The 25,889-nt window shown below is 71.5% G+C and carries 25 protein-coding genes; 15 read left to right on the top strand and 10 right to left on the bottom strand.

Features of this window, described 5'->3' with window-relative positions; genetic code table 11:
• Positions 1-241 precede the first annotated feature (241 nt).
• Complete coding sequence (locus ABZ793_RS26250; protein ID WP_357461877.1) at positions 242-625, bottom strand: DUF6069 family protein; 384 nt, start codon at positions 623-625, stop codon at positions 242-244.
• A gap of 744 nt (positions 626-1,369) precedes the next feature.
• Here ABZ793_RS26250 and ABZ793_RS26245 point away from each other — a divergent pair.
• Entirely contained in the window at positions 1,370-2,563 is a 1,194-nt protein-coding gene (locus tag ABZ793_RS26245; protein WP_357461879.1) for a cytochrome P450, read from the top strand.
• 161 nt (positions 2,564-2,724) lie between these two features.
• On the opposite strand, the gene ABZ793_RS26240 is transcribed toward ABZ793_RS26245, so the two are convergent.
• On the bottom strand, positions 2,725-3,858 hold the full coding sequence (locus ABZ793_RS26240) for an abortive infection protein (RefSeq protein ID WP_357461876.1): 1,134 nt from the start codon (positions 3,856-3,858) through the stop codon (positions 2,725-2,727).
• A gap of 271 nt (positions 3,859-4,129) precedes the next feature.
• Here ABZ793_RS26240 and ABZ793_RS26235 point away from each other — a divergent pair, with 271 nt between their 5' ends.
• A complete protein-coding gene (locus ABZ793_RS26235) occupies positions 4,130-4,882 on the top strand; it encodes a glucose 1-dehydrogenase (RefSeq protein ID WP_357461875.1) in 753 nt (250 codons plus the stop codon).
• Positions 4,883-5,035: 153 nt separating this feature from the next.
• Here the strand turns inward: ABZ793_RS26235 and ABZ793_RS26230 are convergent, their stop codons facing one another.
• Positions 5,036-5,527, bottom strand: a complete 492-nt coding sequence (locus tag ABZ793_RS26230) for a DUF1579 family protein (protein ID WP_350710526.1) — start codon at positions 5,525-5,527, stop codon at positions 5,036-5,038.
• A gap of 394 nt (positions 5,528-5,921) precedes the next feature.
• Positions 5,922-6,749, bottom strand: coding sequence for a methyltransferase domain-containing protein (locus ABZ793_RS26225; protein WP_357461874.1), 828 nt, complete (start codon positions 6,747-6,749; stop codon positions 5,922-5,924).
• A gap of 203 nt (positions 6,750-6,952) precedes the next feature.
• Between ABZ793_RS26225 and ABZ793_RS26220 the strand changes: the two genes are divergently transcribed.
• On the top strand, positions 6,953-8,002 hold the full coding sequence (locus ABZ793_RS26220; protein ID WP_357461873.1) for an RNA polymerase subunit sigma-70: 1,050 nt from the start codon (positions 6,953-6,955) through the stop codon (positions 8,000-8,002).
• A 51-nt stretch (positions 8,003-8,053) separates the two neighbouring features.
• Here the strand turns inward: ABZ793_RS26220 and ABZ793_RS26215 are convergent, their stop codons facing one another.
• On the bottom strand, positions 8,054-8,722 hold the full coding sequence (locus ABZ793_RS26215) for a class I SAM-dependent methyltransferase (protein WP_357461872.1): 669 nt from the start codon (positions 8,720-8,722) through the stop codon (positions 8,054-8,056).
• A gap of 231 nt (positions 8,723-8,953) precedes the next feature.
• Between ABZ793_RS26215 and ABZ793_RS26210 the strand changes: the two genes are divergently transcribed.
• Positions 8,954-9,736, top strand: coding sequence for a Ku protein (locus tag ABZ793_RS26210; protein ID WP_357461871.1), 783 nt, complete (start codon positions 8,954-8,956; stop codon positions 9,734-9,736).
• A gap of 182 nt (positions 9,737-9,918) precedes the next feature.
• Positions 9,919-10,263, top strand: a complete 345-nt coding sequence (locus tag ABZ793_RS26205) for a hypothetical protein (protein ID WP_357461870.1) — start codon at positions 9,919-9,921, stop codon at positions 10,261-10,263.
• Positions 10,264-10,386: 123 nt separating this feature from the next.
• On the opposite strand, the gene ABZ793_RS26200 is transcribed toward ABZ793_RS26205, so the two are convergent.
• Together ABZ793_RS26200 and ABZ793_RS26195 are read right to left on the bottom strand one after the other, a co-directional pair.
• A complete protein-coding gene (locus tag ABZ793_RS26200) occupies positions 10,387-11,775 on the bottom strand; it encodes an alkaline phosphatase PhoX (protein WP_357461869.1) in 1,389 nt (462 codons plus the stop codon).
• A gap of 141 nt (positions 11,776-11,916) precedes the next feature.
• Entirely contained in the window at positions 11,917-12,084 is a 168-nt protein-coding gene (locus ABZ793_RS26195) for a hypothetical protein (protein ID WP_357461868.1), read from the bottom strand.
• A gap of 87 nt (positions 12,085-12,171) precedes the next feature.
• Between ABZ793_RS26195 and ABZ793_RS26190 the strand changes: the two genes are divergently transcribed.
• The 3 genes from ABZ793_RS26190 to ABZ793_RS26180 all read left to right on the top strand — a co-directional run bounded on the left by ABZ793_RS26190 (position 12,172) and on the right by ABZ793_RS26180 (position 13,545).
• On the top strand, positions 12,172-12,570 hold the full coding sequence (locus ABZ793_RS26190) for a DUF2809 domain-containing protein (RefSeq protein ID WP_357461867.1): 399 nt from the start codon (positions 12,172-12,174) through the stop codon (positions 12,568-12,570).
• A 58-nt stretch (positions 12,571-12,628) separates the two neighbouring features.
• Positions 12,629-13,153 (top strand): N-acetyltransferase, encoded by a 525-nt coding sequence (locus ABZ793_RS26185; protein WP_357461866.1) that lies wholly within the window; start codon positions 12,629-12,631, stop codon positions 13,151-13,153.
• Positions 13,154-13,221: 68 nt separating this feature from the next.
• A complete protein-coding gene (locus ABZ793_RS26180; RefSeq protein ID WP_350712176.1) occupies positions 13,222-13,545 on the top strand; it encodes a hypothetical protein in 324 nt (107 codons plus the stop codon).
• A 118-nt stretch (positions 13,546-13,663) separates the two neighbouring features.
• Here ABZ793_RS26180 and ABZ793_RS26175 read toward each other — a convergent pair whose 3' ends face one another.
• Entirely contained in the window at positions 13,664-14,545 is an 882-nt protein-coding gene (locus ABZ793_RS26175) for a LysR family transcriptional regulator (RefSeq protein ID WP_357461865.1), read from the bottom strand.
• Between the two features lie 69 nt (positions 14,546-14,614).
• Between ABZ793_RS26175 and ABZ793_RS26170 the strand changes: the two genes are divergently transcribed.
• The 3 genes from ABZ793_RS26170 to ABZ793_RS26160 all read left to right on the top strand — a co-directional run bounded on the left by ABZ793_RS26170 (position 14,615) and on the right by ABZ793_RS26160 (position 19,464).
• Positions 14,615-15,751, top strand: a complete 1,137-nt coding sequence (locus ABZ793_RS26170; RefSeq protein WP_357461864.1) for an EamA family transporter — start codon at positions 14,615-14,617, stop codon at positions 15,749-15,751.
• Positions 15,752-15,874: 123 nt separating this feature from the next.
• Positions 15,875-17,062 carry a DNA polymerase IV gene (gene dinB, locus ABZ793_RS26165; RefSeq protein ID WP_357461863.1) on the top strand — a complete coding sequence of 396 codons (1,188 nt, stop codon included), beginning with the start codon at positions 15,875-15,877 and terminating at the stop codon, positions 17,060-17,062.
• A 350-nt stretch (positions 17,063-17,412) separates the two neighbouring features.
• Positions 17,413-19,464, top strand: a complete 2,052-nt coding sequence (locus ABZ793_RS26160) for a sialate O-acetylesterase (RefSeq protein WP_357461862.1) — start codon at positions 17,413-17,415, stop codon at positions 19,462-19,464.
• 59 nt (positions 19,465-19,523) lie between these two features.
• Here the strand turns inward: ABZ793_RS26160 and ABZ793_RS26155 are convergent, their stop codons facing one another.
• Positions 19,524-21,956 carry a M14 family metallopeptidase gene (locus ABZ793_RS26155; protein ID WP_357461861.1) on the bottom strand — a complete coding sequence of 811 codons (2,433 nt, stop codon included), beginning with the start codon at positions 21,954-21,956 and terminating at the stop codon, positions 19,524-19,526.
• 534 nt (positions 21,957-22,490) lie between these two features.
• Between ABZ793_RS26155 and ABZ793_RS26150 the strand changes: the two genes are divergently transcribed.
• On the top strand, positions 22,491-23,033 hold the full coding sequence (locus ABZ793_RS26150; RefSeq protein ID WP_357461860.1) for a DUF5565 family protein: 543 nt from the start codon (positions 22,491-22,493) through the stop codon (positions 23,031-23,033).
• Between the two features lie 93 nt (positions 23,034-23,126).
• Here the strand turns inward: ABZ793_RS26150 and ABZ793_RS26145 are convergent, their stop codons facing one another.
• Complete coding sequence (locus tag ABZ793_RS26145) at positions 23,127-23,681, bottom strand: hypothetical protein (RefSeq protein WP_357461859.1); 555 nt, start codon at positions 23,679-23,681, stop codon at positions 23,127-23,129.
• A gap of 270 nt (positions 23,682-23,951) precedes the next feature.
• On the opposite strand from ABZ793_RS26145, the gene ABZ793_RS26140 reads away from it, so the two are divergent.
• The 3 genes from ABZ793_RS26140 to ABZ793_RS26130 all read left to right on the top strand — a co-directional run bounded on the left by ABZ793_RS26140 (position 23,952) and on the right by ABZ793_RS26130 (position 25,840).
• On the top strand, positions 23,952-24,599 hold the full coding sequence (locus ABZ793_RS26140; RefSeq protein ID WP_357461858.1) for a helix-turn-helix domain-containing protein: 648 nt from the start codon (positions 23,952-23,954) through the stop codon (positions 24,597-24,599).
• A 10-nt stretch (positions 24,600-24,609) separates the two neighbouring features.
• Positions 24,610-25,329, top strand: a complete 720-nt coding sequence (locus tag ABZ793_RS26135; protein WP_357461857.1) for an SDR family oxidoreductase — start codon at positions 24,610-24,612, stop codon at positions 25,327-25,329.
• A 94-nt stretch (positions 25,330-25,423) separates the two neighbouring features.
• Positions 25,424-25,840, top strand: a complete 417-nt coding sequence (locus ABZ793_RS26130) for an ASCH domain-containing protein (protein ID WP_357461856.1) — start codon at positions 25,424-25,426, stop codon at positions 25,838-25,840.
• Positions 25,841-25,889 lie beyond the last annotated feature (49 nt).

Below are 25,889 nucleotides of genomic sequence, written 5' to 3'. Positions count from 1 at the left end.
TCTTTTCCCTTTATTCTTTATATTATTCTTATCGTAATAAATGTAGCCCCTGCCCCCCCCTACCCCCGCCCCCCCCCCCCCGCCGCGGCGGGGCCCGCCCCCCGCGCCCCCCCCCCACGACCGTCTCGCGTTCATGACCGTCGACTGTGGGAGGCGCTCCATCCGACGACTGCGGCCCCGGCCGGAGCCGGCTTCCCCAGCGGCCACGGCTGGCCGCCCAGCCCGGCTCCTCGCCGGGACGTCAGCGTCGGGCGCTGCGGACCATCGCCGCGATGAGAACAGCACCGACGGCGACGTGCATCAACGCGAGGGCGACCATGGCGCCGCCGCTGTCCGCGGCGGTCGGTCCGGCCAGGGAGAGCAGAGTGAAGACCGCCGCCACGATCACCCAGATGCGCAGGCCGTGCCGGGTGACCCGCTCCAGGAGCGCGAGGAGCCCCCAGCCGAGCAGGGAGGTGAGCAGCGACGACACGATCACCGCCCCCAAACCGATCTTCATGGGCGGCTCACCCTCGGCCAGCGTGGCCTCCAGGTCGACGCCGGCGACAGGAGCCGCCACGACCCAGACGAGCACGGCGGCCAGAACGGCCAGCAGCACACCGAGCGCACGATCACGCCACCGCACGCTGCGACTTCCGGCCGGATTTACGGCGGCTTGCGAGACAGCAGAATCCATGACAACCCATCCTTCAGTTTCCTGAACAGTTCCGCGACACGGGTGCTGTGCACATATACCGCCAGATGCACAATGCATGGAGCCTACAGGAGGCAGCCAACCGTGGCGATGGACGATCACCTCTTTTTGCCAACCAGAACGGTCGATCGACGCCGCCCGGATAAACCGTCCGACTTCGAATTCCGGCACGTCGTGGTGTGGACGCCCCACCGGTTCCGATTGGCGGGAACTCCGGGCGCCGGATCGCGCGGAGCGAGTGGTGCACCACGGCAGGGCGGCAGTATCGGCGTGCCGGCACCGCGCGGCGCTGTCCATGCTGCCCGGTCCTTCCCGCAGCCGCACAGCGCCGCACGTGACGAGAAGACACCCGCCGGTCCTGCGGGCAGGCTGGACACGACATCGGCGCACGTGACCATGCGCGTGTGGTGACGTCGGCGGGTCGCCCGTGGCACATCGTCGGCTGGCGTCACCGCCGCCGTGCCGGAGCGGACAACGCCGGCGCCCATCCGGGTCCAGCCGGCCGCGCCGGCCCCGGTCACGCGGGCAGGTCCGGGCCCGGCCGCGGCATGGGAGCGGGTGCCTCTCCCGCGCCCCGTGCCGCAGCGGGCCCGGTCCAGCGCCCTCACACCGGCAGAACGGACACCACGTGGTCGCGGCCCGATCGAGTTCCGACCACGAGGAGAACGCATGTCGATCCCAGCAGAAGCACCCGCCTTTCCCATCGGACGGCAGTGCCCCTACCGACCGTCGCAGGGCTACGCCGACCTCCGCAGCAAGGGACCGCTGTCGCGGGTACGGCTCTACGACGGACGCGAGGCATGGCTGGTCACCGGCTACCCGGAGGCACGGGCGCTGCTCGCGGACCGGCGCGTCTCGATCAACCCCCGCCTCGACGGCTTTCCCGCCCTGAGCGCGGAGATGGCCGAGCTGGAGAACACCGGCTACACGGACGTCCTGATCGGCGTCGACCCGCCGATGCACACCCGGCAGCGCACCATGCTGATTCCCAGCTTCTCGGTACGTCGAATGAACGCTCTCCGCCCCGCCATCCAGGACATCGTCGATCAGCGCATCGATGCGATGCTGGCCGCCGGCCCGCCGGCGGACCTGGTCGCCACGTTCGCGCTGCCGGTGCCGTCCATGGCGGTCTGCGTGCTGCTCGGCGTCCCCTACGAGGATCGCGATGCCTTCGAGGGGCCCGCCCGGAGCCTCTTCGACACCGACCCCGAGCAGGCCGCGGAGGCGATGACCTCGCTCAGCGACTACTTCGGGCAACTCATCCGCAAGAAGGAGACCAACCCGGGCACAGGTCTGCTCGACGACCTGATCGCCGGCGCGGTACGCGAGGGCTCGCTCTCTCGAGAGGAGCTGGTCCGCTACGCGATGCTCATGCTCATCGCGGGGCAGGACACCACCGCAAACGTCATCTCGCTCGGGACGCTGGCGCTGCTCGAACACCCGGACCAGTTCGCCAAGCTGCGCGACGATCCGGATCTCGCTCCCGGGGCGGTGGAGGAGATCATGCGCTACGTCTCGCTCATCGAGGCGATATCCCGGGTGGCGCTCGAGGACATCGAGATCTCCGGCTACCACATCAAGGCTGGTGAGGGCCTCCTGATCGGTGCGGCGGCGGCGAACTTCTCGACCGCGTTGGTGTCGACTCCGGAGCAACTCGACGTGACCCGGTCGCCGCGGCACCACCTCGGTTTCGGCTTCGGCGTCCACCAGTGCATCGGGCAGAACCTCGCTCGTATCGAGCTGGAGCTCGCATTCCGTACGCTGACGCGGCGAGTTCCCAACCTGCGGCTCGCGGTGCCGGCAGGCGAGATCCGCACCAGCGTCACCGGCCCCATGGAGCGGCTCACGACCCTGCCGGTGACCTGGTAGGGCTCGTCGCGTCACACGCCGTGTTCCGAGCGGCACCGACGACGCCGGTCCGTGACAGCCACCTGTCACGAACCGGCGTCTCGTGCGTCCCGGGTCCTCTCCCGGGCAGCGCTCCGCCACCCGACGCGCTGCGCCGGGTGGCGGAGGTGGTCGCCGGGGAACTATCGGGGGAGGTGATCGGGCTCGTCCCGCCGGAGCAGCGCGTAGCGCGCCGCGAGCTGGCGGAAGGACTCCTTGGGCTCCCACCGGTAGGGCGACGCCGGATCGTGGTATTCGTCCCGGATGGTCTTGACCAACGCCATGCTGGCCACATCGAGGTCCAGCCGGCGGTCCGCCGAGTGCGGGTGCGTCGGGTGGATGAACTCGCTCACCGCGACGCCGTCCATGCCAGCCCGTCGGAACACCTCGAGCATCCGGTGGTGGAACGCCGCCTGGGCGTGCTCGTCGCGCAGCACCCCCTCGTCGACCGTGTGCACGGGTCCGCGGCGGTCGACGACGTCGAACGAGAGGAAGGCCATCTCGCCGGCGCGGGGATGGGTGGCGGTACCGAACTCCGCGATCATCACCGGCTTGCCCCACCGGTGATAGCGCTCGAGCTCACGGACGTGATCGTCGTCGCTGGTCGGGTACGCGAGGGTGTAGAAGTGCATCAGCCTGACCGTGTCGAACAGTCGCCAGTCGACGTCCTCGAACGGCGCCGCCGCGTAGCTCACCTCGCCAGCGAAGACGGGCCGCACTGACCGGACAGCCCGGTCCAGGAACTGGTTGAGGCGCGTGTTGGCCCTGTCCAGGTCGACCGTGCCGGTAGGAGCGAGGACCTGGTGGTCGGCCTCGGCGAAGATGTTGGCCATCCGCTCGTGGTACCGGTCGCCGGGGACCAGGCCCGGGGTGAAGACCAGGTGTACGCACCCCATGGAGAAGCTGATCCGCACCCCGTCCCGTCTCAACTGCTCGGCCAGGCGTGCCGCCTCGACCAGGTGGTCGATGATCTCCTGCTGGGTTCGGTCGACGAGGCGGGGCTGGAACCACACGTGGAGTCCGACGTCGGCGGCCGCCCGGGCCGTGTCGGTCAACCGCCCCAGGTCGCTGCCGTAGACGGTCACCGAATTGCAGCTCAACTGCCGGCGGATCGCGCCGATCTCCTGCTCCATCCGGTCCCGGCTCCACACGAGCCGGGACAGCTCTCCCTGTCCGGTGGCGAAGTTCGTACCCGTGTCGTAGGTGACACCGACCGATCGCAGCGTGCCGCGCCCGGCGGCGCGTGGGGCGGTGGCGGGTCGCGGACCAGATGTCATGGGGTCTCCTTGATGGCGTCGTGTCCCGGTGCGCCTCGGCGCAGCCACGTCGGAGCCGTACGAGCTGACTGCGGCCTTGCGACGGTGGGCCGGTCGATGCGACGCACGGCGCGGACCGACGTGTCCGGAACCGACCCTCGCAACACCTGCCTCGGGCCCGCATCTCCGGCCGTGCGGGCACGCCCGGCCCGTCTCCCCGGCGGCCTCGACCCGACAGTGGCGGCGCACGGACGAAGGTGCCCGGGCAGGCGGGCGCTGCCACGCTGTGCTCATGGCGGATTTCGACGGCAGGACGGTACTGGTCACCGGGGGAGGCAGCGGCATCGGCCTGGCCACGGCACGCAGGCTGCTGGAGGCCGGCGCACAGGTGGTGATCTCAGGTCGGAGCAGCGCCCGTCTACAGGGTGCCGTCGAGGCGCTCGGCGCGCCCGACCGCGTGCTGGCCGTTCCGGCCGACGTCGCCAAGGGGCGGGATCTCGACCGGCTGATGACCGTGGTGGAGCATCGGTTCGGCCGTCTCCACGGGGTGTTCTGCAACGCCGGCGTCGCGCGGTTCAATCCGAGCGCGGCGGTGACCGACGAGGAGTACGACGACCTCATGGGCACCAACGTCCGGGGCGTCTTCTACACCGTCCAGAAGGCACTTCCACTGTTGGTCGACGGTGGGGCGGTGGTGGTGAACGGGAGCTGGCTGGTGCACCGGGGGCTGGCGACGACGCCGTTGTACGCGGCGGGCAAGGCGGCCGTGGTGAACCTCGCGCGGTCGCTCGCCGCCGACCTGGGGGCCCGGGGTGTCCGGATCAACGCGGTGAGCCCGGGCTACATCGTGACCGACATGTTCCTCGGCATCGCGGTGACGGAGGAGGCCAGGGAGTCTGCCCGGAGCCAGGTGCCCCTGGGCCGGTTGGGGCGGCCGGACGACGTCGCGGACGCCGTGGTGTTTCTGCTGTCCGACCGGTCTGCGTACATCACCGGTCAGGAACTGCTCGTCGACGGCGGACTGATCACATCGGTGCCGCGGTGATGCCTGGCGGCCGATCCGCACGGATCGGTCGCCCCCGCCGGCCGGGCCGGCGTAATCCTGGCGTGGTGGGCCCGGCGCCCCACGCCCGGCGGGCACCGCGCGATCGCTCTGGGGTGTGGCTGATCGCGCGGTGCCCGCCACGTCGGTCCGTGTTCAGGACACCTTGGTCAGGGTGGCGTGCATGAACGGAACCCAGTTACCGTCGGGCAGCGGGAAGTCGCAGTCGTAGCTGATGGTGCCGTCCTCGTTGAGCTTGCGAATGTACTTCGCCGGGCCGACCAGGACGAGCTTGTCGTCCTCGAAGTCGCCGATGTAGTGGCTCTGCTCGGCGTTGTACGGTCCGAAGCTGCTGAAGTAGTGCGTCCGGAACTTCTGGGTCTCCGGGTCGTAGTCGAAGAACTCGTACCCGACGTCGGGCACCTTGCCCGCCGGTCCCAGGTCCATCGCGCAGTTCCAGCGGTGGACGAGGAAGAATCCACCCTCCAGCCACTCGAAGGTCTCCGTGCCCGACAGCTCCGCCGGCGGGCCCATCGGGCCGGCCTCGGTCTTGCCGCTGAGCTTCCACGTGCCCACGAGGTAGTCGAGGCGCCGGAGGGCCGGGTCGGGCTGCGGCGGCGGGGGCATCTGCTGCGCGTTGTCAGACATGATCGCTCCTTGGCATGTTTCGATGCGGATGAAGGCGTGGCACGACACGCACGTCGAACACGTGGTCCGAGTCGCGTGTCAAGCGCGCCAGACCACGAGGGCACCGCTGCGGCACCTTCCGGGGGATGAGCGGAGCCACGACACGTTCGTGCCGTCGATCGTCTGGCGCGCCAGCCACATCCCTTATGACGCAGCGGCGCCGGACAACTCATCGGTTTCGGAAGCGAGCATTCACACAAGGGCAATTGCTGCCCTTACGGCGGATAGCTGATCCACCAAACGGACAGCCGCCATCGGCCAGGAGGAAGGCTCGGCGGTCCACCCGGACCGGGCCGCACAGCGAACCGGGCGCGCGGCGCAGAACGCCACACGCCCGGGACGGGCACCCAGTGGGTCAGAGATACGGCCTCCGCGCGGCGATGATCGCGTAGCCGATGTCGGCGCCGTAGGCGAAGTAGTCCCGGTACGACCGCTTCAGCTCACCCACCATCTCCTCGCCGAACCGCGAGGCGAGTTCATCGTGCAGCTCGTTCGCACGGTCCAGGTAGCGCAGCCCCATGCCGTACACCCGCGGGCCGCACTGGGTGTATTCCTCGACGTCGAACCCCGACGTCCGCAGGCGCGAGATCCATTCCGGCACCGACAGCAGCTGACCGACCTGGAAGGCCGTCGTGAACCGGGCGGCGCGCTCCGACCCGGCTGGGGCCTCGCGGGTGCAGTCGGCGATGGCCAACCGGCCACCGGGCCGCAGGACACGGCGGAACTCCGCGAGCGGGGCCGCCAGGTCGTCGGCGTGCATGAGCGACTCCACGGCGATGACCGCGTCGAACGTGTCGTCCGGGTAGTCCAGGTGGTTGTAGTCCCCGTGGGCGAACACGATCCGGGTGGCCGCGGCGCTGCGCTCGGCGCGCCGCCGGGCCTCGGCGGCCTGCACGGAGCTGATGGTGATGCCGGTGACCCGTACGCCGTGCTCCTCGGCCAGCTGCACCGCCGGGGCGCCGACGCCACAGCCGGCGTCGAGGACGTGCTCTCCCGGGCGCAGTCCGATCGCCGCCCCCACCTTCCGGGTGATCCGCCTGGCGGCCTCGACCACCGGCGTGTCGTCGTGGTCGTCGTACCAGTACGGCAGGTGTTCCTGGCCGTCGATGAAGATCTGCGACAGTGCCGCGGTCTCGTCGTACATCCGGCCGATGTCGTCGGTGTTGGGTGTCGTCGAGGCCATCGCTCCTCGCTTCTGTGTCGTCGTCTCCGCCCGGTCGCCACCACCCTCGCATCGAAGATCCCGGGGGCACACCTTCGGTGTTGCGGGGGACGACGATTCGGAGCAGCCCGGTCGCGCCCCGTGTCGCCGGCCTGGTAGGACAGTCCGCGATCGGTATAGTGGGAGATGCATATTTGCGCTACCAGTGGACGAAAGAGGGATAGATGGCGACCGTTGACACGAATGCGTCGCAACCCGACGCCGAGCCCGCGACTGCCATCACCATCGACGACGAGGGCTTCTCGGCGCTCGTCGAAGGGCATCGACGCGAGTTGCAGGTCCACTGCTACCGGATGCTGGGGTCCTTCGAGGATGCGGAGGACCTGGTCCAGGAGACGTACCTGCGGGCGTGGCGCAAGCGTGAGACTTTCGAGGGGCGGTCCACCGCCCGGGCCTGGCTGTACAGGATCGCGACCAACGTCTGCCTCGACTTCCTGCGGCGCAACGCGCGCATGCCGGTGGCGCACCGCCAGCCGGCGCTCGGGGCGGGGCCGTCCACACCGCCGCCCCCGACGGACGAGGTGCCCTGGCTCCAGCCCATCCCGGACCACCTGCTCGACCCGGTTGCCCCGCCCGACTCCCAGCCGGATTCGCAGATCATGGCGCGGGAGACCATCGAGCTGGCGTTCCTCGTGGCGATCCAGCACCTGCCGCCCCAGCAACGGGCGGTGTTGATTCTGCGCGACGTCCTCGGCTGGTCCGCCAACGAAGCCGCCACGATGCTCGACATCAGCGTCGCCTCCGCCAACAGCGCGTTGCAGCGGGCGCGGGCGACGCTGAAGGACCGCCTGCCCCCGAGGCCGATCGACTGGGGCCCCGCCACCGATCCGGCCGAGGCTGAGCGGGCCCTCATGCAGCGATGCATCGAGGCGCTCGAGAAAGCCGACGCGGAGAACTTCGCGAAGCTCGTACGCGAGGACGTGCGGGTGACGATGCCGCCGGACCCGTTCTGGATCGTCGGCCGCGACACCTTCGTCGCCGGTCTCCTCGCCCAGTTCGACCCGGCATCCCCGGCCTACTTCGGGGAGTGGCGGGCGCTACCGGCCCACGCGAACATGCAACCGGCCGTCGCCGGCTACGTGCGTCGCCCGGGTGACGCGGTCTACCGTCCGCAGGTCCTCAACGTCTTCAGGATCGAGGACGGCATGATCGCCGAGATCACGGCGTTCCCGCCGGAGGTCTTCCCCACGTTCAACCTTCCCGCGACCCTCTGAGCGCCCGAGGGGCACCCACCATTCGGCGGGTGCCCCTCGGCTCGTACCTCCTCAGCGTCTCCGAGCGACGGTGAGCCCGTCAGCCAGCGGCAACATGACCGCCTCCAGCCGGTCATCGGCCGCGACGGCGGCATTAACCTCACGCATCACGGCCGCACACCTCCTCAGCAGAGGCTCGGCGGCCAACTCAGGCGCCGTCACGAAGCCGTCAAGGAGCACGTTGTCCAGCAGCAGCAGGCCACCCGGACGCAGCAGCGGCACCGCGAGGTCGTAGTAGGTCGGGTAGTTCGCCTTGTCCGCGTCGACGAAGACGATGTCGACGCAGCGCTCCCCCGGCAGCGAACGCAGGGTCCGCGCGGCCGGCCCGAGCCTGAAGTCGATGAGGTCGGCAACCCCCGCCCGCGTCCAGTGGGCACGGGCGAGATCGAGCCAGCGATCACTGTTGTCACAGGTGATCACCCGGCCCCCGGGCGGCAGGCCCCGAGCGAACGCCAGAGCGGACAGTCCGGTGAAGGTGCCGACATCGATCACCGTCCGGGCACCGGATATCCGCGCCAGCAAGGTCAGCAGGCTGGCCTGTTCCACCGGCACCATCATCCCGGCGGCGTCCCCGAGCGCCTCGGTCGCGGCGACGAGGCTGTCCACGACCGGGTCGGGTGGTGTCATCGACGCGAGCATGTACTCACGCAGCACCTGGTTGACCGGTACGTGCTTGGCCATCCCGCCGCCTGCTCCGCCGCCCATACGCCCACCTCCACGTCGTGTGGATCCGCAACCGAGCCGCTCGATGCCGGCTGTGGGCGGTCCAGCCTGATCGTCACCAGCCGCCCGCACCGCCGCACCTTGCTGCGTGCGCAGCTGTCACCCGCAGCGCACGCAGGAGGAAGAGGCGAGCACAGGACGGTGCCACGCTGGCCCAAGGGCACGAAAAGCGATCAACCGGGAGCGCGGATGCGGGCAATGTGGAAAGGCGCGGTCTCCTTCGGCCTCGTCTCGATCACCGTCAGGCTGTACGCCGCGACGGAGGAGAAGTCGGTCCGGTTCCGGCAGGTGCACCGGGACGATGGCGGCCGGATCACGATCCGTCGATTCTGTGACGACTGCGGGACCGAGGTCCCCTACCGGGACATCGCCAAGGGGTACGAGTTCGACGACGGGCGCCTGGTCGTCGTCACCGACGACGAGTTGGCCGAACTGCCGCTGCCGACGGTACGCACCATCGAGGTGCTGAAGTTCGTCCACACCGAGGAAATCGACCCCATCCTCTACAACCGGACCTACTACCTGGAGCCGGAGGACATCGCCGTCACGCCGTACGCCCTCCTGCGCAACGCGCTGAGGAAGAGTCGTCGGGTGGCGATCGTGAAGGTCGCGCTACGCCAGGTGGAGAGACTGGCCACCATCCGGGAACGGGACGACATGCTCGTCCTTCAGACCATGCTCTGGCCTGACGAGCTCCGCAAACCGGACTTCCCCTTCCTTCGCGAGACGACGGCGGTGCGGCCGGCGGAGCTGGCCATGACCATCTCGCTCATCGACTCGATGACGGACCACCTCGATCCCGACGGTCTCCGGGACGGGTACCGGACCGCACTGCTGGACCTGCTCGCGGCCAAGGCTGGCGGCGACACGTCCGACGGGGCGGCACCCGATGGGCCTGCCCCCGAGGACACCACGGAAGGGCTCGGCCCCAGCCACGCGCTGCAGAGAGGACGCGTCGCGAGGACGGCCTAGCCAAAGGCGGCCCGCTGGCGGCACACGGCCAGGCTCCGGGCGGGCTCTGGGCGGGTCGGCCAATGTGGCGAGGTACGTCGAGACGACCTCTTCCGTTTCGACCCCTCACAGAGCGCCACCAGCGTCTCTCGGGAGCCAGGGAGTAGAACATGAGGTTTGTCCTGCTAAGTCGGTTCAGCGTCGTGAACACCGACGCCACCGGAGCTGTCGCCTGGCGGCCCGAGGATCTCGAGGCACACTTCCGGTACATGCGCGACCTCAACCGGACACTGGGGAGCACCGGCGAGTTGATCTCCACGCACGAGCTGGCGCTCGCCCCGCAGGCACGCGTCGTCCGTGCCGGTGGCGGAGACGTCGTCATCGACGACGCCGGCAGGGCGGACGGTGACGCCGTGACCTGCTACTGGCTGGTCGACTGCGAGACCCTCGAAAGAGCTGTCGAAATCGCCGCCAGTGTGTCAGCCGCTCCCGGCGCCTGCGGCCAGCCGCTCAATCATGTGGTCGAGCTGCGGCCGGTCATCCTCTGAAGACCGATCGCCGTATCTGGTCGATCGCCGCCCTGCGGTTCTCACCGATGACTCCCCGAGCCCGGGCGTGGCGGGGCTCCACGGTCGTTGTGGACCGGGGAGCCCCGCAGGGCGACTGCGTGGTCAGACCTGGCGGCGGTTCCACGGGCCGGTGACGGCGTACGTGATGCCCGGGTTGTAGACGTTGAAGAACATGGTCCGGCCGTCGGCGGAGAACGTCGCGCCGGCGAACTCGCCGTACTCCGGGTCCCCGGCGGTGCCGACGTTGACCCGGTTACGCGCGAAGACGAACACCTCGCCGTCGGCGGTCGTACCAAGTATGTGCTGGTCCCCGATCCCGTCCTCGCACATCATCAGGCCCCCGTACGGCGACATGCAGATGTTGTCCGGGGCGTCGAACTCCGGGTTCTCCGGCGCCGGCGTCGGACGGGTGAAGATGGTCTCCAGGCGCAACGTGTTGGCTCGGGGGTCGTACCGCCAGACCTGGCCGTCGTGGTCGCGGGCCGAGCCCAGCTCACGCCGGGCGAACGACGAGACGAAGTAGGCGCAGCCGTCCTTCTCCCCCCACCAGGCGCCCTCGATCTTGTACCCACCGGTGATCGGCTTGCCGTAGTCCTGGGCACGGACCGACTCCGTCGTCGCCAGCGGGTCCGGCACGTCAAGCCACTCGACGCCGGAGAAGGAGGTGCCCGCCTCGGTCACCACCGACAGGTCCGGCAGGTCCGGGACGTGCAGAGCCTGCAGCAGGCCGCCTGCCCGCAGGCTCCCGTGACCGCCGAGCGGCCGGTTCGGCAGGAATCGATAGAAGCTGCCCAGCGGCGCCACGAACGCGTCCTCGGTCTCGTAGACGATGCCGGTGTGCGGGTCGACCGCCACCGCCTCGTGCTGGAACCGGCCCATCGCGGTCAGCGGTGTCGGATCGGTGTTGCGGGCATCGTCGTACGGGTCAACCTCGAAGATGAACCCGTGGTCCTTCGTGTACCCGCGGACACCCGCCTTGTCCTCGGTCTCCTCACAGGTCAGCCAGGTGTGCCACGGGGTCCGGCCGCCGGAACAGTTGATGGCCGTGCCGCCCAGGCTGACGTGCTCGGAGACGGCGCGGTTCGACGCGTCGACGGCGAGTGTGCTGGTCCCGCCCCCGGCGGCCGGGTCGTACGTACGCTCCGGCGGAGCCACCACCTTGATCTTCGCGGTCGGGGAGCACTCATGGTTGCGCACCAGGCGAGTGCCACGCGCCTCGTCGGCGAAGGAACCCATACCGTCGAACCGGCTCGGCACGATACCACCGTCCGGCCGGACGGTGCCTTCGCGCGACAGCACCGTGTAGCGGAAGCCCACCGGCAGGTCGAGCATGCCCGCCGGGTCAGGCACGAGCGGACCGTACCCGACCTCCGGGCCGGACACCCCCAGCGCGGGTGCCGCGGTGAACAGGGCGTCGACCGAACCGGCCACGGCCACGGCGAGACCGGCTCCGGCCGAGCGGGACAGGAACTGACGGCGAGACAAAGACACGGACAAGCCTCCTAGACGTCACAGACCGTAGCGGGCCGGCCGATATCGATCCGAGCCGCTCGATCAACTACGTCACATCCCGCCCCACCCGTCAAGATGTTGATCGATTTGATCCCCGTGAAAGATGACCGCCGACCCGGCTCAACCGGTCAAGATCTCGGAATCCAAGCAAACGGCAAGCGCCCAGCCCCGGCGCGGCGGCGGCCGGCGGACCAGATCGACATCGACGCCAGCACCCGCCTGGTCATCGCCATCGGCGACCCAGCCCCGCAACCGCAACGACATCATCGGCGCGACGAGGCCGAACACCTGGACGAGAGCGTCGAGTGCTCTCGCCGCTTTGCGCTCCTGGCTCGGGACGAGGTCTCCGGTGACACACGGCCTAGCATCGCCGGAATGTCGATCACTCCTCGGCGGTGCCGGATCCTGATGCTCTCGGCGGCGGCCGTGTTCCTCGCGGTCGCCCTCGTCATCCGCGCGACGGCCGGCGGCGGCCTCGAACAGCACTCCGGCACCGCCCTGTACGGGTCCATGGTCTGGGCCGGGGTGCTGTTCCTCCGGCCGCGTACGGCGCCGCTGTCGGCGGGCGCGGCGGCGGTCGCCTTCTGCTGGGCGGTCGAGGTGGCGCAGCTGACCGGCATCCCGGCGGCGCTGTCGGCGCGCAGCCTGGTGGCCCGGCTCGTGCTCGGCGTCCAGTTCGACCCGGTCGACCTCGCCTGGTACCCCGTCGGGGTGCTGCCGCTGGTGGCGCTGGCACAGCTCGTGCGCCACACCCGCCGGCGGCGCGCGGACTGAACGGTCGGCGCCGATAAATCGGGGGCGCCGGGAGGCCCACCCCGCCTATCGTGGCACGGTGCTGATCAGACGCGAGGCCCCCGCCGAAATCGACGCCGTCCGGGCGGTGCACCTCGCCGCCTTCGCCGATCCCGACAAGCCGGACGCCGTACCGGTGGAGGCCGGGCTGGTGGACGCGCTGCGGGCGGACGCCGGGTGGCTGCCCGCCTTCTCCCTCGTCGCGACCGACGACGACGGGCAGGTCGTGGGGCACGTGGTGTGCACCCGGGGCCGGGTGGCCGGCGAGCCGGTCGCGCTGGGGCTGGGGCCGCTCGGCGTACTGCCGGCCTGGCAGCGGCGCGGGGTCGGCTCCGCGCTGATGCACGCGGTGCTCGGCGCGGCCGACGCGCTCGACGAGCCGCTGGTGGTGCTCCTCGGCCACCCCGGCTACTACCCCCGCTTCGGGTTCGGCCCGGCCGTCGACCTCGGCGTCACCCCGCCGCAGCCGTGGGGGCCGCAGTACTTCATGGCGCGTCCGATGAGCGCCTGGCGGCCGTCGATCCGGGGCGAGTTCACCTACGCCCGCCCCTTCGACGACTTGTAGGCGGCCCCGACGGCCTTTGCCTCCTGTCGATCGTCGGGCATGATTGGCGGATGGGAGAGGTTTTACCGATGCCGAGCTTCGGTGACCTGTTCACCGACCTGCGCGGCAGCGACCGGACGATGCGGGTGAGCTGGCATCCCGAGCGGGGCGCCGTGGTGCTGTCCCTGTGGTCGGGCACGGTGTGCCGGGGCTCCTTCCGGCTGGCCGCCGCCGACCTGCCGAGGCTGCTGTCGCTGCTCACCGACATCACCGCCCCCGCCCCGGACGGGCCCGCGCAGGGCGCCGCACCGGCCCGCCCCCGTGCCGCCTCGGCCGTGGAGCAGACCGGCGAGATCGACCGGCCCGCCTCCCGCGGCCTGCTCCCGATCGTCGCTGCCCCGCGCGTCGCCTGACAGCTCCGCACGCCTCCACGTCACTCGCCCCGTCGGCTGGCGTGGTGGTCAGGTCTTCGCCGGTAGTGGGGTTGGCGGGCGCGGGCTCGGGACGTTCGTCACGGGGCCGCGCCCGCCACTACGCGGGGCGGCCCTGCCGGGGTGGGACCGTCCGGTAGGTTTCGCAGGCCAGATTGACGAGTTCGGTGAGGTGGGCGGGTGGGTCGTCCTTCCACCAGGCCAGCCAGACCGGTATCGGCTGGGCGTCGCGGACGGCGCGGTACGCCACCCCGGGCCGGGGGTTCTGGTTGGCGGTGGCCTCGGAGGTGATGCCGACCGCCTGGCCGGCGGCGATGAGGGTGAGCCACTCGTCGACGCCGTGGGTGGTGCGGATGGTCGCGGGTTCGGCGCCCGGCTGGAACAGGGCGGGTGTGGTGGTGCCGGTTCGGCTGTCGATGGCGACGGGGTATCTGGCCAGGTCGGCGGTGCGTACCGATCGTCGCCGGGCCAGCGGGTTGTCGGTGGCCACGGCGGCGTAGCGGGTCTCCACGCCGAGCAGTGCGGTGTCGAAGCGGGGATCGGCCAGGTGCCGGCGGATCACGGCGACGTCGGCGGTGCCCTCGCTGAGCCCGGCGGTCGGGGTGTTGGACTGGACGAACACCAGCGGCGCCTGGGGGTGGGCGGCGGCCCAGGTCTTCTGCAGTCGTCTGGTGTGTTTGCCCAGCGCCGCCCAGGCGTAGCCGACGCGCAGCTCGGTGCGGGATTCCTCGACGATCCGTCGCAGGTGGGCGACCTCGTCGAGCACCCGACGCGCGGCGGCGACGACGCGGGTGCCGGTGCCGGTGAGCGAGACGTGCCGGGTCGTTCGCTGGAGCAGGCGAGCGCCGAGCGTCGCCTCCAGGGCGCTGACGGAACGTGAGACCGCCGCTTGGGAGACCCCCAGGACAGCCGCCGCGTCGGTGAAGGTTCCGGCGTCGACCACCGCGACGAGCGTGCGGAGCTGACGCAGCTGCACATCCATACGCCGAGCGTATAACTGTGGCGGCTGGTGCATTTCTGGTATCGGTCGGCGCGGGTCGACACTGCCGTCATGACCGTGAAGACGGCAGGTGAAGTTGCTGCTCAGGGCCCCCGCCAACCGACCGGCGACGGCCGTGGGCCGCTGCTGCACGGGATCGTCACGATGACCGCAAGCGCGGCGAGCAGCCAGGTCGGGGCGGCCGTGGGGGCGCACGCGTTCGCCGCCCTCGGGCCCGCCGGGGTCGTCGCCGTGCGGCAGTTCGTCGCGGCGTCGGTGCTACTGCCGACCGTACGCCCGAACCTGCGTCGCTTCACCTGGGCCCAGTGGTGGCCGACCCTGCTGCTCGGGCTGGTCTTCGCCACGATGAACCTCAGCCTCTACACCGCGATCGACCGGATCGGGCTCGGCATGGCCGTCACCCTGGAGTTCCTCGGCCCGCTCGCCGTCGCCCTGGCCGGTTCCCGAACCCGGCTCGACCTGCTCTGCGCGGCGGGCGCCTGCGTCGGCGTGTACGTCCTGGTCCTACCGGGCCCGGCCAGCGACCACCTCGGAGTGGGGCTCGGCCTGCTCGCGGCGGCGTGCTGGGCGGCGTACATCCTGCTCAACCGGCTCGTCGGGGCCCGCCTGCCGGGGTTGCAGGCACCGGCGGCGGCTACCCTGGTGTCCGCGCTGCTCTACCTTCCGGTCGCGGCCACCCTGCTCGCGCAGGGACGACTGGCCGGCACCGCGATCCTCTACGCCGTCGGTGCGGGCGTCCTCAGCTCGGTGGTGCCCTACGCCGCCGACCTGGTCGCGCTGCGTACCGTGCCGGCCCGCTTCTTCGGCGTGTTCATGAGCATCCACCCGGTACTGGCCGCGCTCGCCGGCCTCGTCCTCCTCAGCCAGGTCCTGAAACCACACGAGTGGCTCGGCATCGCCATCATCGTGACGGCCAACACCCTGGCCGTCCAGGCCGCCTCGGCAGCCAGGGCACGGCACGGCGCGACGACTCGTGCCCGGACCGGTCGGGGGACCGCGCCGCCAACCGCGACTGGACGGCCCGGTTGGCGTCGACCCGGGAAGGTGGGGGTGCTCCGCCGGACCGGACATGCGGTCAGCCCGAGATACCGGCGGTCGGGATCCGGTCGCCCGCATCGAGGAACCGGCCAAGCCGTGCCGCCGGTGACGACTGGGACCGGGAGGCGAGCGCCAACGCTTGCGGAGTGAGGAGTCGCAAGGCGTACGGCGGCGGGCGCGTGCCGCTCGGCATCCCCGTCGCGGCGGTGACCGCCCGGCGCTGTCCGAGCAGGTCAGCGCCGATGTCGACCCGTCCCGTGCGAACATGTGTTCGTGTCGCGCGAGGCCCGCATCCTGCACGCCGACCTGGACGCGTTCTACGCGTCGGTCGAGCAGCGCGACGACCCGCGCCTGCGGGGCCGGCCGGTGATCGTCGGCGGCGGCGTGGTCCTGGCGTGCAGCTACGAGGCGAAGGCCCGGGGCGTACGCAGCGCGATGGGCGGCCGGCAGGCCCGCCGGCTCTGCCCGGAGGCCGTCGTCGTGCCGCCGAGGATGGCGGCCTACACGGCGGCCAGCCGCGCCGTGTTCGAGATCTTCCGGCAGACCACCCCGGTCGTCGAGGGCCTCTCCATCGACGAGGCGTTCCTCGACGTCGGCGGCCTGCGGCGGCTGGTCGGGCCGCCCGCCGACATCGCCGCCCGACTGCGCCGGGAGGTGCGCGCGCGGGTCGGCCTGCCGATCACCGTCGGCGTGGCCCGGACGAAGTTCCTCGCCAAGGTGGCCAGCGGCGTCGCGAAGCCCGACGGCCTGCTGGTCGTGCCGCCGGACGAGGAGCTGGCCTTCCTGCACCCGCTGCCGGTGGAGCGGCTGTGGGGTGTCGGGCCGGTGACCGCGGGGAAGCTGCGCGAGCGGGGCGTCCGCACCGTCGGGCAGGTCGCCCGTCTCGGCGAGGCGACGCTGGTCTCGCTGCTCGGCGCGGGGGCCGGCCGGCACCTGCACGCCCTGGCACACAACCGCGACCCCCGGCCGGTGCAGGTCGGCCGCCGGCGTGGGTCGATGGGCGCGCAGCACGCCCTGGGTCCCGTCCCGCACTCCCCCGCCGAGTTGGAGGCGATTCTCGCCGGCCTGGTCGACCGGGTGGCCCGGCGGATGCGGGCGGCGGCACGGGCGGGGCGGACGGTGACGCTGCGGCTGCGGTTCGGCGACTACACCCGCGCGACCCGCTCGCACACGGTGGCCAAGGCGACCGCCGACACGACGCCGCTGCTCGGCGCGGCGCGGGCGCTGCTGCGGGTGGCGCTGCCGGAGATCGAGCGGCGCGGCGTGACGCTGATCGGCGTTTCGGTGGGCAACCTGGACGACTCCCCCGTGCAGCCGCCGCTGCCGTTCGACCGCGACCCGGGGGCGGACCTGGACGCGGCGGTGGACGCGGTGCGCGACCGGTTCGGGTCGGCGGCGCTCACCCGGGCGGCGCTGCTGGGCCGCGAGCCGGGGCTGGAGATGCCGCTGCTGCCGGACTGATCGAAGGCGGCGGAGCAAGCAGTGGTCGTGACGGTGGTCCCCGATGCCGCTGGTGACCGCCGTCGTCGTCTCGCATCTGGCCGAGTCGAGGCAGCGACACCCGGCAACCGGTCACCCGCTCATCGCCGTGACATGCGCTCCCGCCGCGGCGATCCCACCGCTCATCGCATGCGCATTGCGGTCGATGAATATCGATGGCTAGGCATAACCCACGCCGATCCGGCGGACCCGACCTACCCGACCTGCTGGAGGTCCGAGTCATGCCCCGTCCACCCCGTTCCCGGCGGACACGCGACACACGCCGTGCTGCCATCGCCGCCGTAGGGCTCCTTCTGTCCACCGTCGCAGTGGTGGTCGGGCAGCCGCCTGCCGCCGGCGCCGCACCCGATCCTGTCAGCTCCAGGCCGGTCGACGGCACCTCGTGCGCCGCCAACGTCGACGGCATGGCCGACTTCACTCCCGTCCTCGCGCTCGACCTGCCCGAACGGGCCACCTGGTTGAACCAGACGCCGCCGTACGCCTTCGACCGCACCGCCGAGGTGGCCGCCGGCTTCGACCGGGTCGGATACTGCCTGGAGCTGGCTACTCCGGCGGGCCCGCAGTGGGTGTGGACGGCGATGGCGCCGTTCACCACCGACGCCGGCCGGCTCGGCCTGCCGACCCGCGCCGGGGAGATCATCCGGCAGCGGGTCAGTGACCTGGAGGTCGCGTCGAACGTCCCGGGCGTCACCACCGGCACCGACCTGGCCGGGCACGTGGAGATGTGGCCCCACACCTACAGCAGCGGAGGGTCCCGCCAGATCGCCGGTGCCTCGCCGAGCGTCTACGACGCCGACGACACCGTCAACCCGTCCGGCGGGTACGGGTCGTTCCAGGTGCACCAGGTCGGCGCCACCCGCCCGTCGTCCGTGACGCCCCGCACGGTGCTCGCGGTCAACACCTTCACCTCCTCCGGGGCGCCGCTCTCGCTCGGCATCGGCCCCGCGCCCAGCGGGCACCCGGACTGGACCTTCGCGGGGAACGCGGGCACCTTCACGCAGCGCCGGCTCACCGTGTACGCCCGGCCTTCCGTGCTCGCCCTCGACCAGCACCCGCAGGACCGCCAGTTGTACCCACGGGACGCCTCGAACGCGGCAACGGTGCCCGTGTCCGGGACGGTCACCGATCCGCGGGTCAAGGCGGTACAGCTGAGGGTGACGAGCGGCGAGGACGAGTGGACCTACCTCACGGCGGTCACCGACCGGCGCGACTTCTCCTTCAGCCCCCGCATCGACGCCGCGCTACGCGAGTACCGGTTCGAGCTACGCGCGCTCGGCGCCGGCGTCACCCGCCGGGCCGGCCTGTGGGAGGGCGTCCTGGCCGGGGACGTCTACGTCATCCAGGGCCAGTCCAACGCCGTCGCCGCCGTGTACCGGGGATCGTCCGCCGGCGAGGAGTCGCCGTTCATCCGCAGCTACGGCTCGCCCACCGCGGACCCGGTGCTGTCCGCGGCGGAACGCAGCTGGAACTACGCCGCCAGCGAGGTCACCAACCAGCCCGGTTCCGTCGGCCAGTGGGGCATCCGCATGGCCCGCCGGATCGTCGACACCTACGGCGTCCCGGTCGCCCTCGTCAACGGCGGCCACGGCGGCCGACCCATCTCGTTCTTCCAGCGCGACGACGCCGACCCCGACGCCATCGGCACCAACTACGGACGGCTGCGGCAACGACTCGTCGCCGCCGGAGTCCAGGCCGACGTGCGCGGTCTCCTCTGGTATCAGGGCGAATCCGACAACGACAACGCCGCCGTCCACGTCTCCGGGTTCACCGCGCTGCTCACCGACTGGCGCAGCGAGATCGGCACCCGCGCCGGCGACGGCGCCCGGTACTTCGTCTACCAGGTCCGCACCTCCCCCTGCGGCAACAGCACCACCGGAGCGCTGCGGGAGGCGCAGCGGCAGATGGGTGACACCCTCGGCGTCACCCTGCTGTCCACGAACGGCCTGTCCGGCCACGACGGATGCCACTACGCCTGGGAACAGGGCTACCGGGAGATGGGCGATCACACGTTCGCCGTGGTGGCCCGCGACCTGTATCACGGGCCGAGTGCCGGTGTGGCACCACCCAACCCGCGCAGCGCGACGTTCTCCAACGCCGAGCGCACCGAGGTGACGGTGCAGCTGCGCAGCGACGACCCGCTGGTTGTCGATCCTGGTGCCGCGGCCGACTTCCGGGTCAACGGCAGCACGGCGACGGTCACCGGCGTCGAATACCGGGCGGGCGGTCGGCTGGTGCTGACGCTCTCCGCGCCGGCCGACGGGGCGACCGGGGTGAGTTACCTGAGCCACCTGCGCGCCGGGCCGTGGATCGTCAACGCGACGGGCAGTGGGCTGCTCACCTTCCACAACCTGCCGATCGCCTGACCGGCGGCCGGCAGGGCCGGAACGGGCCCGTCGGGCCGTCGGTACCGGTCGGAGGGCCGTCAGCCGGCCGGCAGCACGGCGGTGCCCTGGCGGTAGTTCCTGCCGTTGCCGTCGGGGCGGTAGTTGTTCTCGACGTTGCCCGCCGAGTCCACCGAGAACCAGTGGACCGTGGTGCCCGCCGGGACGGTCAACGTCTCCCCGCCCTCGCGGACGCCGGCGGAGCCGTAGAGGGTCGACGCGTACGTCGGGGCGGCCCGGTCGAGGGTGTAGAAGACGGCCGCCGGCTCGCTCGTGGAGAACGTCACGGTCACCATGCCCGGCGTCGAACTCGGCGCGACCGCCAGCGTGCTGCGCGGCCGGCTGTTGTCCTTGGCGAAGTCACGGGCCACCCGCATCAGTTCGACGAGGCCGTTGGCGAACTCCATGGTCTCGTCGTGCGCCTCGTCCCACGCCGGCTGGAACGAGGTGCCGACCTCGAAGTTCCAGGCGTAGATGCCGTACTTGTACCAGAGCATGTCCCCGGAGTTGCCGGCCGCCGAGTAGAGCACGTCGGAGATCGGGCCGGTGCGCGCCGGGGTGACCGCCATGTTGCGGTGCCGCTTGATGGCGGCCAGGATCCGCGACGACGCGCCCCAGAACGCCGACTCCTCGGCCAGGGTCGGCCGCGGCGCGGAGACCCGGTCGGGCAGCGCGTACGCCCCCGGCGACCACATGAAGTAGTTGCCCGACGAGTGCAGGTTCATCGAGAACCTGATGTTCGGGCGGGCGGCCAGCCAGTCGACGTTGCGGTTCTCCGGCTCGGACAGCTCGCTCGGGCCGGCGTAGGTGCCGCTGGTACAGCTCGACGACGCGCCGGAGTAGCCGTCGAAGAGGCTGTACTCGGTGTAGTTGCGGTTGTTGTCCACGCCCCACGAGTTGCGGGCCAGGAAGTCGGCGGCCCCGGTCGACGGGCAGTGGTTGGTCATGTTCTTGCGCTGGGAGTTGAAGTCGTAGAACGAGTAGTGCCCGCCGTCGGGGTTGACCGACGGGGCGATCCAGATGTCGAGGTTGTCCAGCAGCTGCTTGGTCTGGCCGTCGTGGGCGTAGTTGCGCAGCAGCCGTTCCGCGGTCTCGACGGTGACCAGCGGCGGCACCCACTCGCGGGCGTGCTCCTGGGCGTAGGCGAGCACGCCGAGCTTCGAGCCGTCGCGGTGCTTGCCGATCCGGATGGCGTACACGGGGTGCGGGTCGCGGGAGACGCTGCCGGGCGCGCTGAGGCCGTCGCTGAGCGGGGTCCGCGGCGCCGGCGCGACCACGCCGGTGCCCGGGCTGCCCCGATAGGTGTACGCCCGCAGCAGCGCCCCGGCGCCGGCGTTGAGCGCCGCGACGACCTGGGCGGCGGTGCTGGTCACCGCGCCCGCGCCGTCGGTGCCCAGGGTGACCCGTACCGCGGAGCCGGTGACGGTCACCGACAGCGGCGTGTTCGCCGCGCCCGGGTCGGCGAGCTCCACGGAGATGGCGTTGCCGCCCTCGTGGCCCCACGCGAGGGAGTCCACCGCGACGCGGCTGGCGGTGGCGGTGCCGAGCACCGCCTGCGCGTGCCGCCGGTAGCCGTTGGTCTTGTAGGGCAGCTCCACGACCTCGGCGAGCCGTGGGAACTCGGCGGCCAGCTGGTGGATCCGCGCGTACAGCTCGGTGGGCGTCAGATAGCTGGTGACGAAGTCCTTCTGGTAGCCCGGGCCCTCGGGGCCGGTGCCCGGGGTGGGCAGCCACTCCCGCACCTGCGCGACGGCCACGTCACCGGTCGGGCTGGTGATCCGGATGCGGTCGGGGCGGCTGGTCACCGTGGCGGCGCCCCGGTGGTACAGGTAGACGCCGGCGTCGACGAACCGGGAGATGGTCTGCGTCCCGCCGGAGCCGAACTCGGTGCCGGGGCCGCTGTCCCGCTCGACGGTGAGGGGGGTCGCGGCCGTCTGGCCCTGCGCCCATTTCGCCTCGACGGAGAGGATCTGGCTGGTCCCGGAGGTGTACCAGTCCGCCCGGATGATCTTGACGTCGGAGGCGTCCGGGGCGGTCGGGTCGGCCGCGGCGGCGGCGAACTGCCGGTTCTCGGCCACGTGGCCGGCGATGGTCGCCTCGCGTTCCGCCACCCGCTCCCGGGCGTCGGCGGGCCGGTGCAGCACCCTGCCGAGCGTGAAGCCGGCCCCGGTCAGCGCCGCCGCCTCGCCGGCCGTGACGACCGCGTGCGCGACGACGCCGTTCTCGGTGTGGGCGACGTGGTGGTCGAGGTCGACGCCGGTGGCGACGAGGGCGTCCAGCTGTGCGGTGCCGGCGAGCAGCACCTCGACGACGTTCGCCTCCTCGTCGCCGACCCGGACCAGGTCGACGGCGGGGGCGGCGGACGGCGCGGTGGCCGAGGCCGGGCTGACCAGCAGCACCACGGCCACGGCCCCGGCCAACACGGCGGGAAGGGGAAGGCGGCGTCGCCACCGGGGACCTAGGGGATCACGCATCTGTCGACCCTTCTGTTCGTCGGCACGGGTGACCGAACGAGATGGCCGAGGGGCCCGCCCGGGGTACGCGGCTCCGCCCCGTCGGTCGCGCGCCACGCCTGCGGCGCCACGACACGGTGGAAGGAAGGTGGTGGTGCTGTCCGGTTGCGGCGGACCGACGCTGGCCGCATCGCCGAGCTGCGGAAACGTCGTCGGGCTGATAGACGGGAGGCTGCTCCGGTGACGGTCGGTGGACTGCGCCAATCCTCAGTGCGCCCAAAGTGATCTGTCAATACTCCGGAAAGCCCCCGGGGGCTCGCCCCGGCGGTCCGGGGCACCACTGATCCCCGGGCACCTCCCCGCGCGCCCCGGCCCAGAACGGGCCGGGGCATCACGACGATCCGGGGCAGCGCGGGCAGCCGGGATCGCTGGTGCAGGCGCCGGAGAAGGTGGAGCAGGGTGCTGACGGGCGCGCACCGGCAGCGCCCGGCACTGCGCCAGTCCCGCCGGCAACGCGAGGTGATATCCGTTTTGCACCGGTGAGACGATGCGGGCGTGAACAAGATCCCCACGCTGTTCCGCCGCGACCCGGACGACCGCAAGCGCGTCCTGCCCGAGGCAGACCCTGCCTGCCAGTGGGTCCTCGACGGCGAGGGAACGCCGACGCGCAAGTACGACGGCACCTGCGTGATGCTCGACGAGGACGGCACCTGGTGGGCACGGCGCGAGGTGCGGCCCGGCCGGACACGACCGCCCGGCTACCGGCCGGTGATGACGGACGAGGTCACGGGCAAGACCGTGGGGTGGGAGCCGATCGAGCAGTCGCCGTACGCGCGGTACCACGCCGAGGCTCTCGCCGGCTCGCCCGAGCGACGCCGCGCCGGCACCTACGAGCTGATCGGCCCGAAGATCAACGGGAACCCCGAGGGCGTGCGGGGCCACGAGCTCGTACCGCATGGCGACGCGGAGAGGCTGGACGTGCCGCGCGACCTGGCCGGCCTGCGTGACTGGCTGCTGGCGCACCCTCAGTACGAGGGCATCGTCTGGCACCATCCGGACGGCCGGAGGGCGAAGTTGAAGCACCGCGACTTCGCCTGAGCCGGCGGTTGTACGTCTTCACGCGCTGCTGCCCGCGAGGCAGCGGCGCCGTGGGGAACACACGCCAAAGCGGCCCCGGTGCCCTGCCCCCTCTCAGTCCTCGACGTCGGGTGACTCCGGCGGCGGCAGCGGCAGTTCGACGGCGGCGACCGCTCCCACGCGTACGGCGGAGTGCGCCGGCGGCAGCTTGTCCGCTCGCGGCGAGCGGCTGTGCACCGCGCCCCGACCAGTCGGGTCCGGTCGCCGGCTCACCTCGCAGGTCACCATCCGGATCGGCGGAGGCGGTGCCGTGAACCGGCCGGCACCCCAGCGCACCCACAGCGGGATCCGCCCCGCGTCGGCTTCGGCGAGCAGCTTCTCCCAGGTGCGGCGGCGCGTACCATGATCGACCTCGACGACGACCGGCGGGCCGTCAGGCCGGGCACAGGCCACGTCGAGCACCGACTGCTGTGCGGACATCGGCGGCGGCAGCGGCAGCACGCTGGACGCCCGCCGGTAGACCCGCCAGCCCCGCTGTTCCGCCCAGTCGACCACCGCGTCGATCAGCCGGGCGGTGACCTGGTCCGTCGTCAGGTCGGTGAAAGTGACCGCGTCGAGCCGGTCAGCCAGCGACGCCGCCAACCGCTCCCCGTCCTCACCGAGCACCACCGCCGCAGGGTAACCGCGCAATCGGCCGTCCGCGCCGGCGGGGCAGCACGAGTGGGCGGGTCAGCGATGCGCCACTGCGACTCGTCCCAGTTGCCGCACGCGTGGATGATGGCGGCTGTGAGCCACGTGCACTCGATACCGGTGCGGGTTCATCCCGAGCCGTGCGAGACGATCGCCAGCCTCCCGCATCCGCGACTGCGGCCGTACGTCGTCGGTTACGCGGGCTTCCGTTCAGGTTCGGGAGCAGCCGTACGGCACCGGGTCCTGCCGATGAACCTGGCCACGATGATCGTCGACTTCGCCGGGCCGAGCAGGGTGATCACCGGGCCCCGAGGTGTCCCCGTCGTCCACGAGCAGACCGCGTGGGGGGACGGCGTCTCCGTCGGCCTGACGCCGGCCGGAGTGACCTCGCTCCTCGGCGTGCCGATGCGGGAGGTGGCCGGCGGCACCTTCCGGCTGGCGGACATCCTCGGCCACCGCGAGGAGGAGTTGGCCGAGCGGCTCGGGGAGGCACCGGACCGGCCGGCGTGGTTCGCGGTGCTGGACGACTTCCTGACCGCTCGGATCGCCGCGGACACCGGGCCGGACGGGCTGACGATGCGTGCCTGGCGGCGACTCCAGCGATCGGCGGACCGGCTCCGGATCAGCGCGTTGGCCGACGAGCTCGGCGTCAGCCGGCGCACCCTCGAACTCCGGTTCCAGCGACAGATCGGCCTGTCGCCCGGAACTGTCGCCAGGATCGCGCGCTTCCAGCGCGCCCTGCGCATGCTCACCCGGTCCGCCGGCCTGCCGCGGACGGCGGTCGACTGCGGTTACGCCGACCAGCCGCACTTCAACCGTGAGGTCCGCGCCATGTCCGGCCTGACCCCGACCGAGCTGTGCGCATTCTTTCAATACCAGGAGCTCTCCCCCGGCTAGCGTCCCCGGCATGAGGCTCACCGGTAAGACCGCACTCGTGACCGGCGGTTCGCGGGGAATCGGCCGGGCGATCGTGCGTCGACTCGCCCGCGAAGGCGCAACGGTCGTGTTCACGTACAAGGAGAACCGGGCGGCGGCCGACGACCTCGTCAGCCAACTCGCCGGCGCGATCGCCGTCCGCGCCGACCAGGAGGACCTCGCCAACGTCTCGGCGATGTTCCAGCCGGTCCGCGACGGCCTGGACATCCTCGTCAACAACGCCGCCGTCAACCCCCGGGCGCTGATCGCGGACATCACCGAGGACGAGTTCGACAGGGTCCTGACGGTCAACACCAAGTTCCCCGTGCTGGCCATGCGGGAAGCGGCGCCGGTGCTGCGCGACAAGGGCCGCATCATCAACATCTCCACCCTGAACACGGTGGTGCCGGCGCCCGGCCACTCCCTCTACTGCGCCAGCAAAGCCGCGCTCGAACAGTTCACAGCGGTCGCCGCCCGGGAGTTCGGCGCCCGTGGCATCACCGTCAACACGATCTCGCCCGGCGCGACCGACACCGACCTGCTGCGCGCCGCCAACCCCCCGGAGGCGCTGGCCCAGACCGCCGCCGTCACCGCGTTGCAACGGCTCGGCCGGCCCGACGACATCGCGGCCGTGGTCGCCTTCCTCGCCGGGTCCGACGCGCAGTGGATCACTGGTCAGAACATCCGGGCGACGGGCGGGCTGCTCGTTTGAGCTCGATGCCGACGTGCAGCCCTGCCAGGGTGGTTGTCGGTGCCCACCGGAAAACCCGGTGGACGTCAGTGGACACCGCACTACCCTCGTCCGGGTGATCGCTGATCTGCCCTCGTTCGAGTTCGCCTTCCCTGGCCCGCTGCGCGACAAGCTGGTCGCCGCCGTGCTCGACGGGACGAAGACCACCACCACCGGCCTGCTCCAGGACTACGAGATCGACGGCGAGCCGCTGCCGGTGGTGGGCACCCGAGCGGCGGTGGTCGACTCCGCCGGCCGCCGGGTCGCGGTGATCGAGGTGACCGACGTGCGTGTCAGCCGGCTTGGTGACGTCGATTTCGACCACGCTCGCGACGAAGGCGAAGGGGACGACTCGGTTGCGGCCTGGCGCGCCGGGCACGAGGACTACTGGCACGGAACGGACTACCGGGGCTGGCTGGGCAGACCGGACTTCACCGTGAACGACGACACGCCGGTCGTGCTGGAACGGTTCCGCCTCGTCGCGAAGCTCTGACCTCCACGGCTGAAGGACGGTCGCGCTCGCTGCCCGGTCGCACCACCAC

This window comes from Micromonospora sp. NPDC047465 (assembly GCF_040643125.1).
GTDB lineage: Bacteria > Actinomycetota > Actinomycetes > Mycobacteriales > Micromonosporaceae > Micromonospora.
The sequence above is the reverse complement of the archived record's forward strand: the minus strand, read 5'-3'. Positions and strand labels throughout refer to the sequence as shown.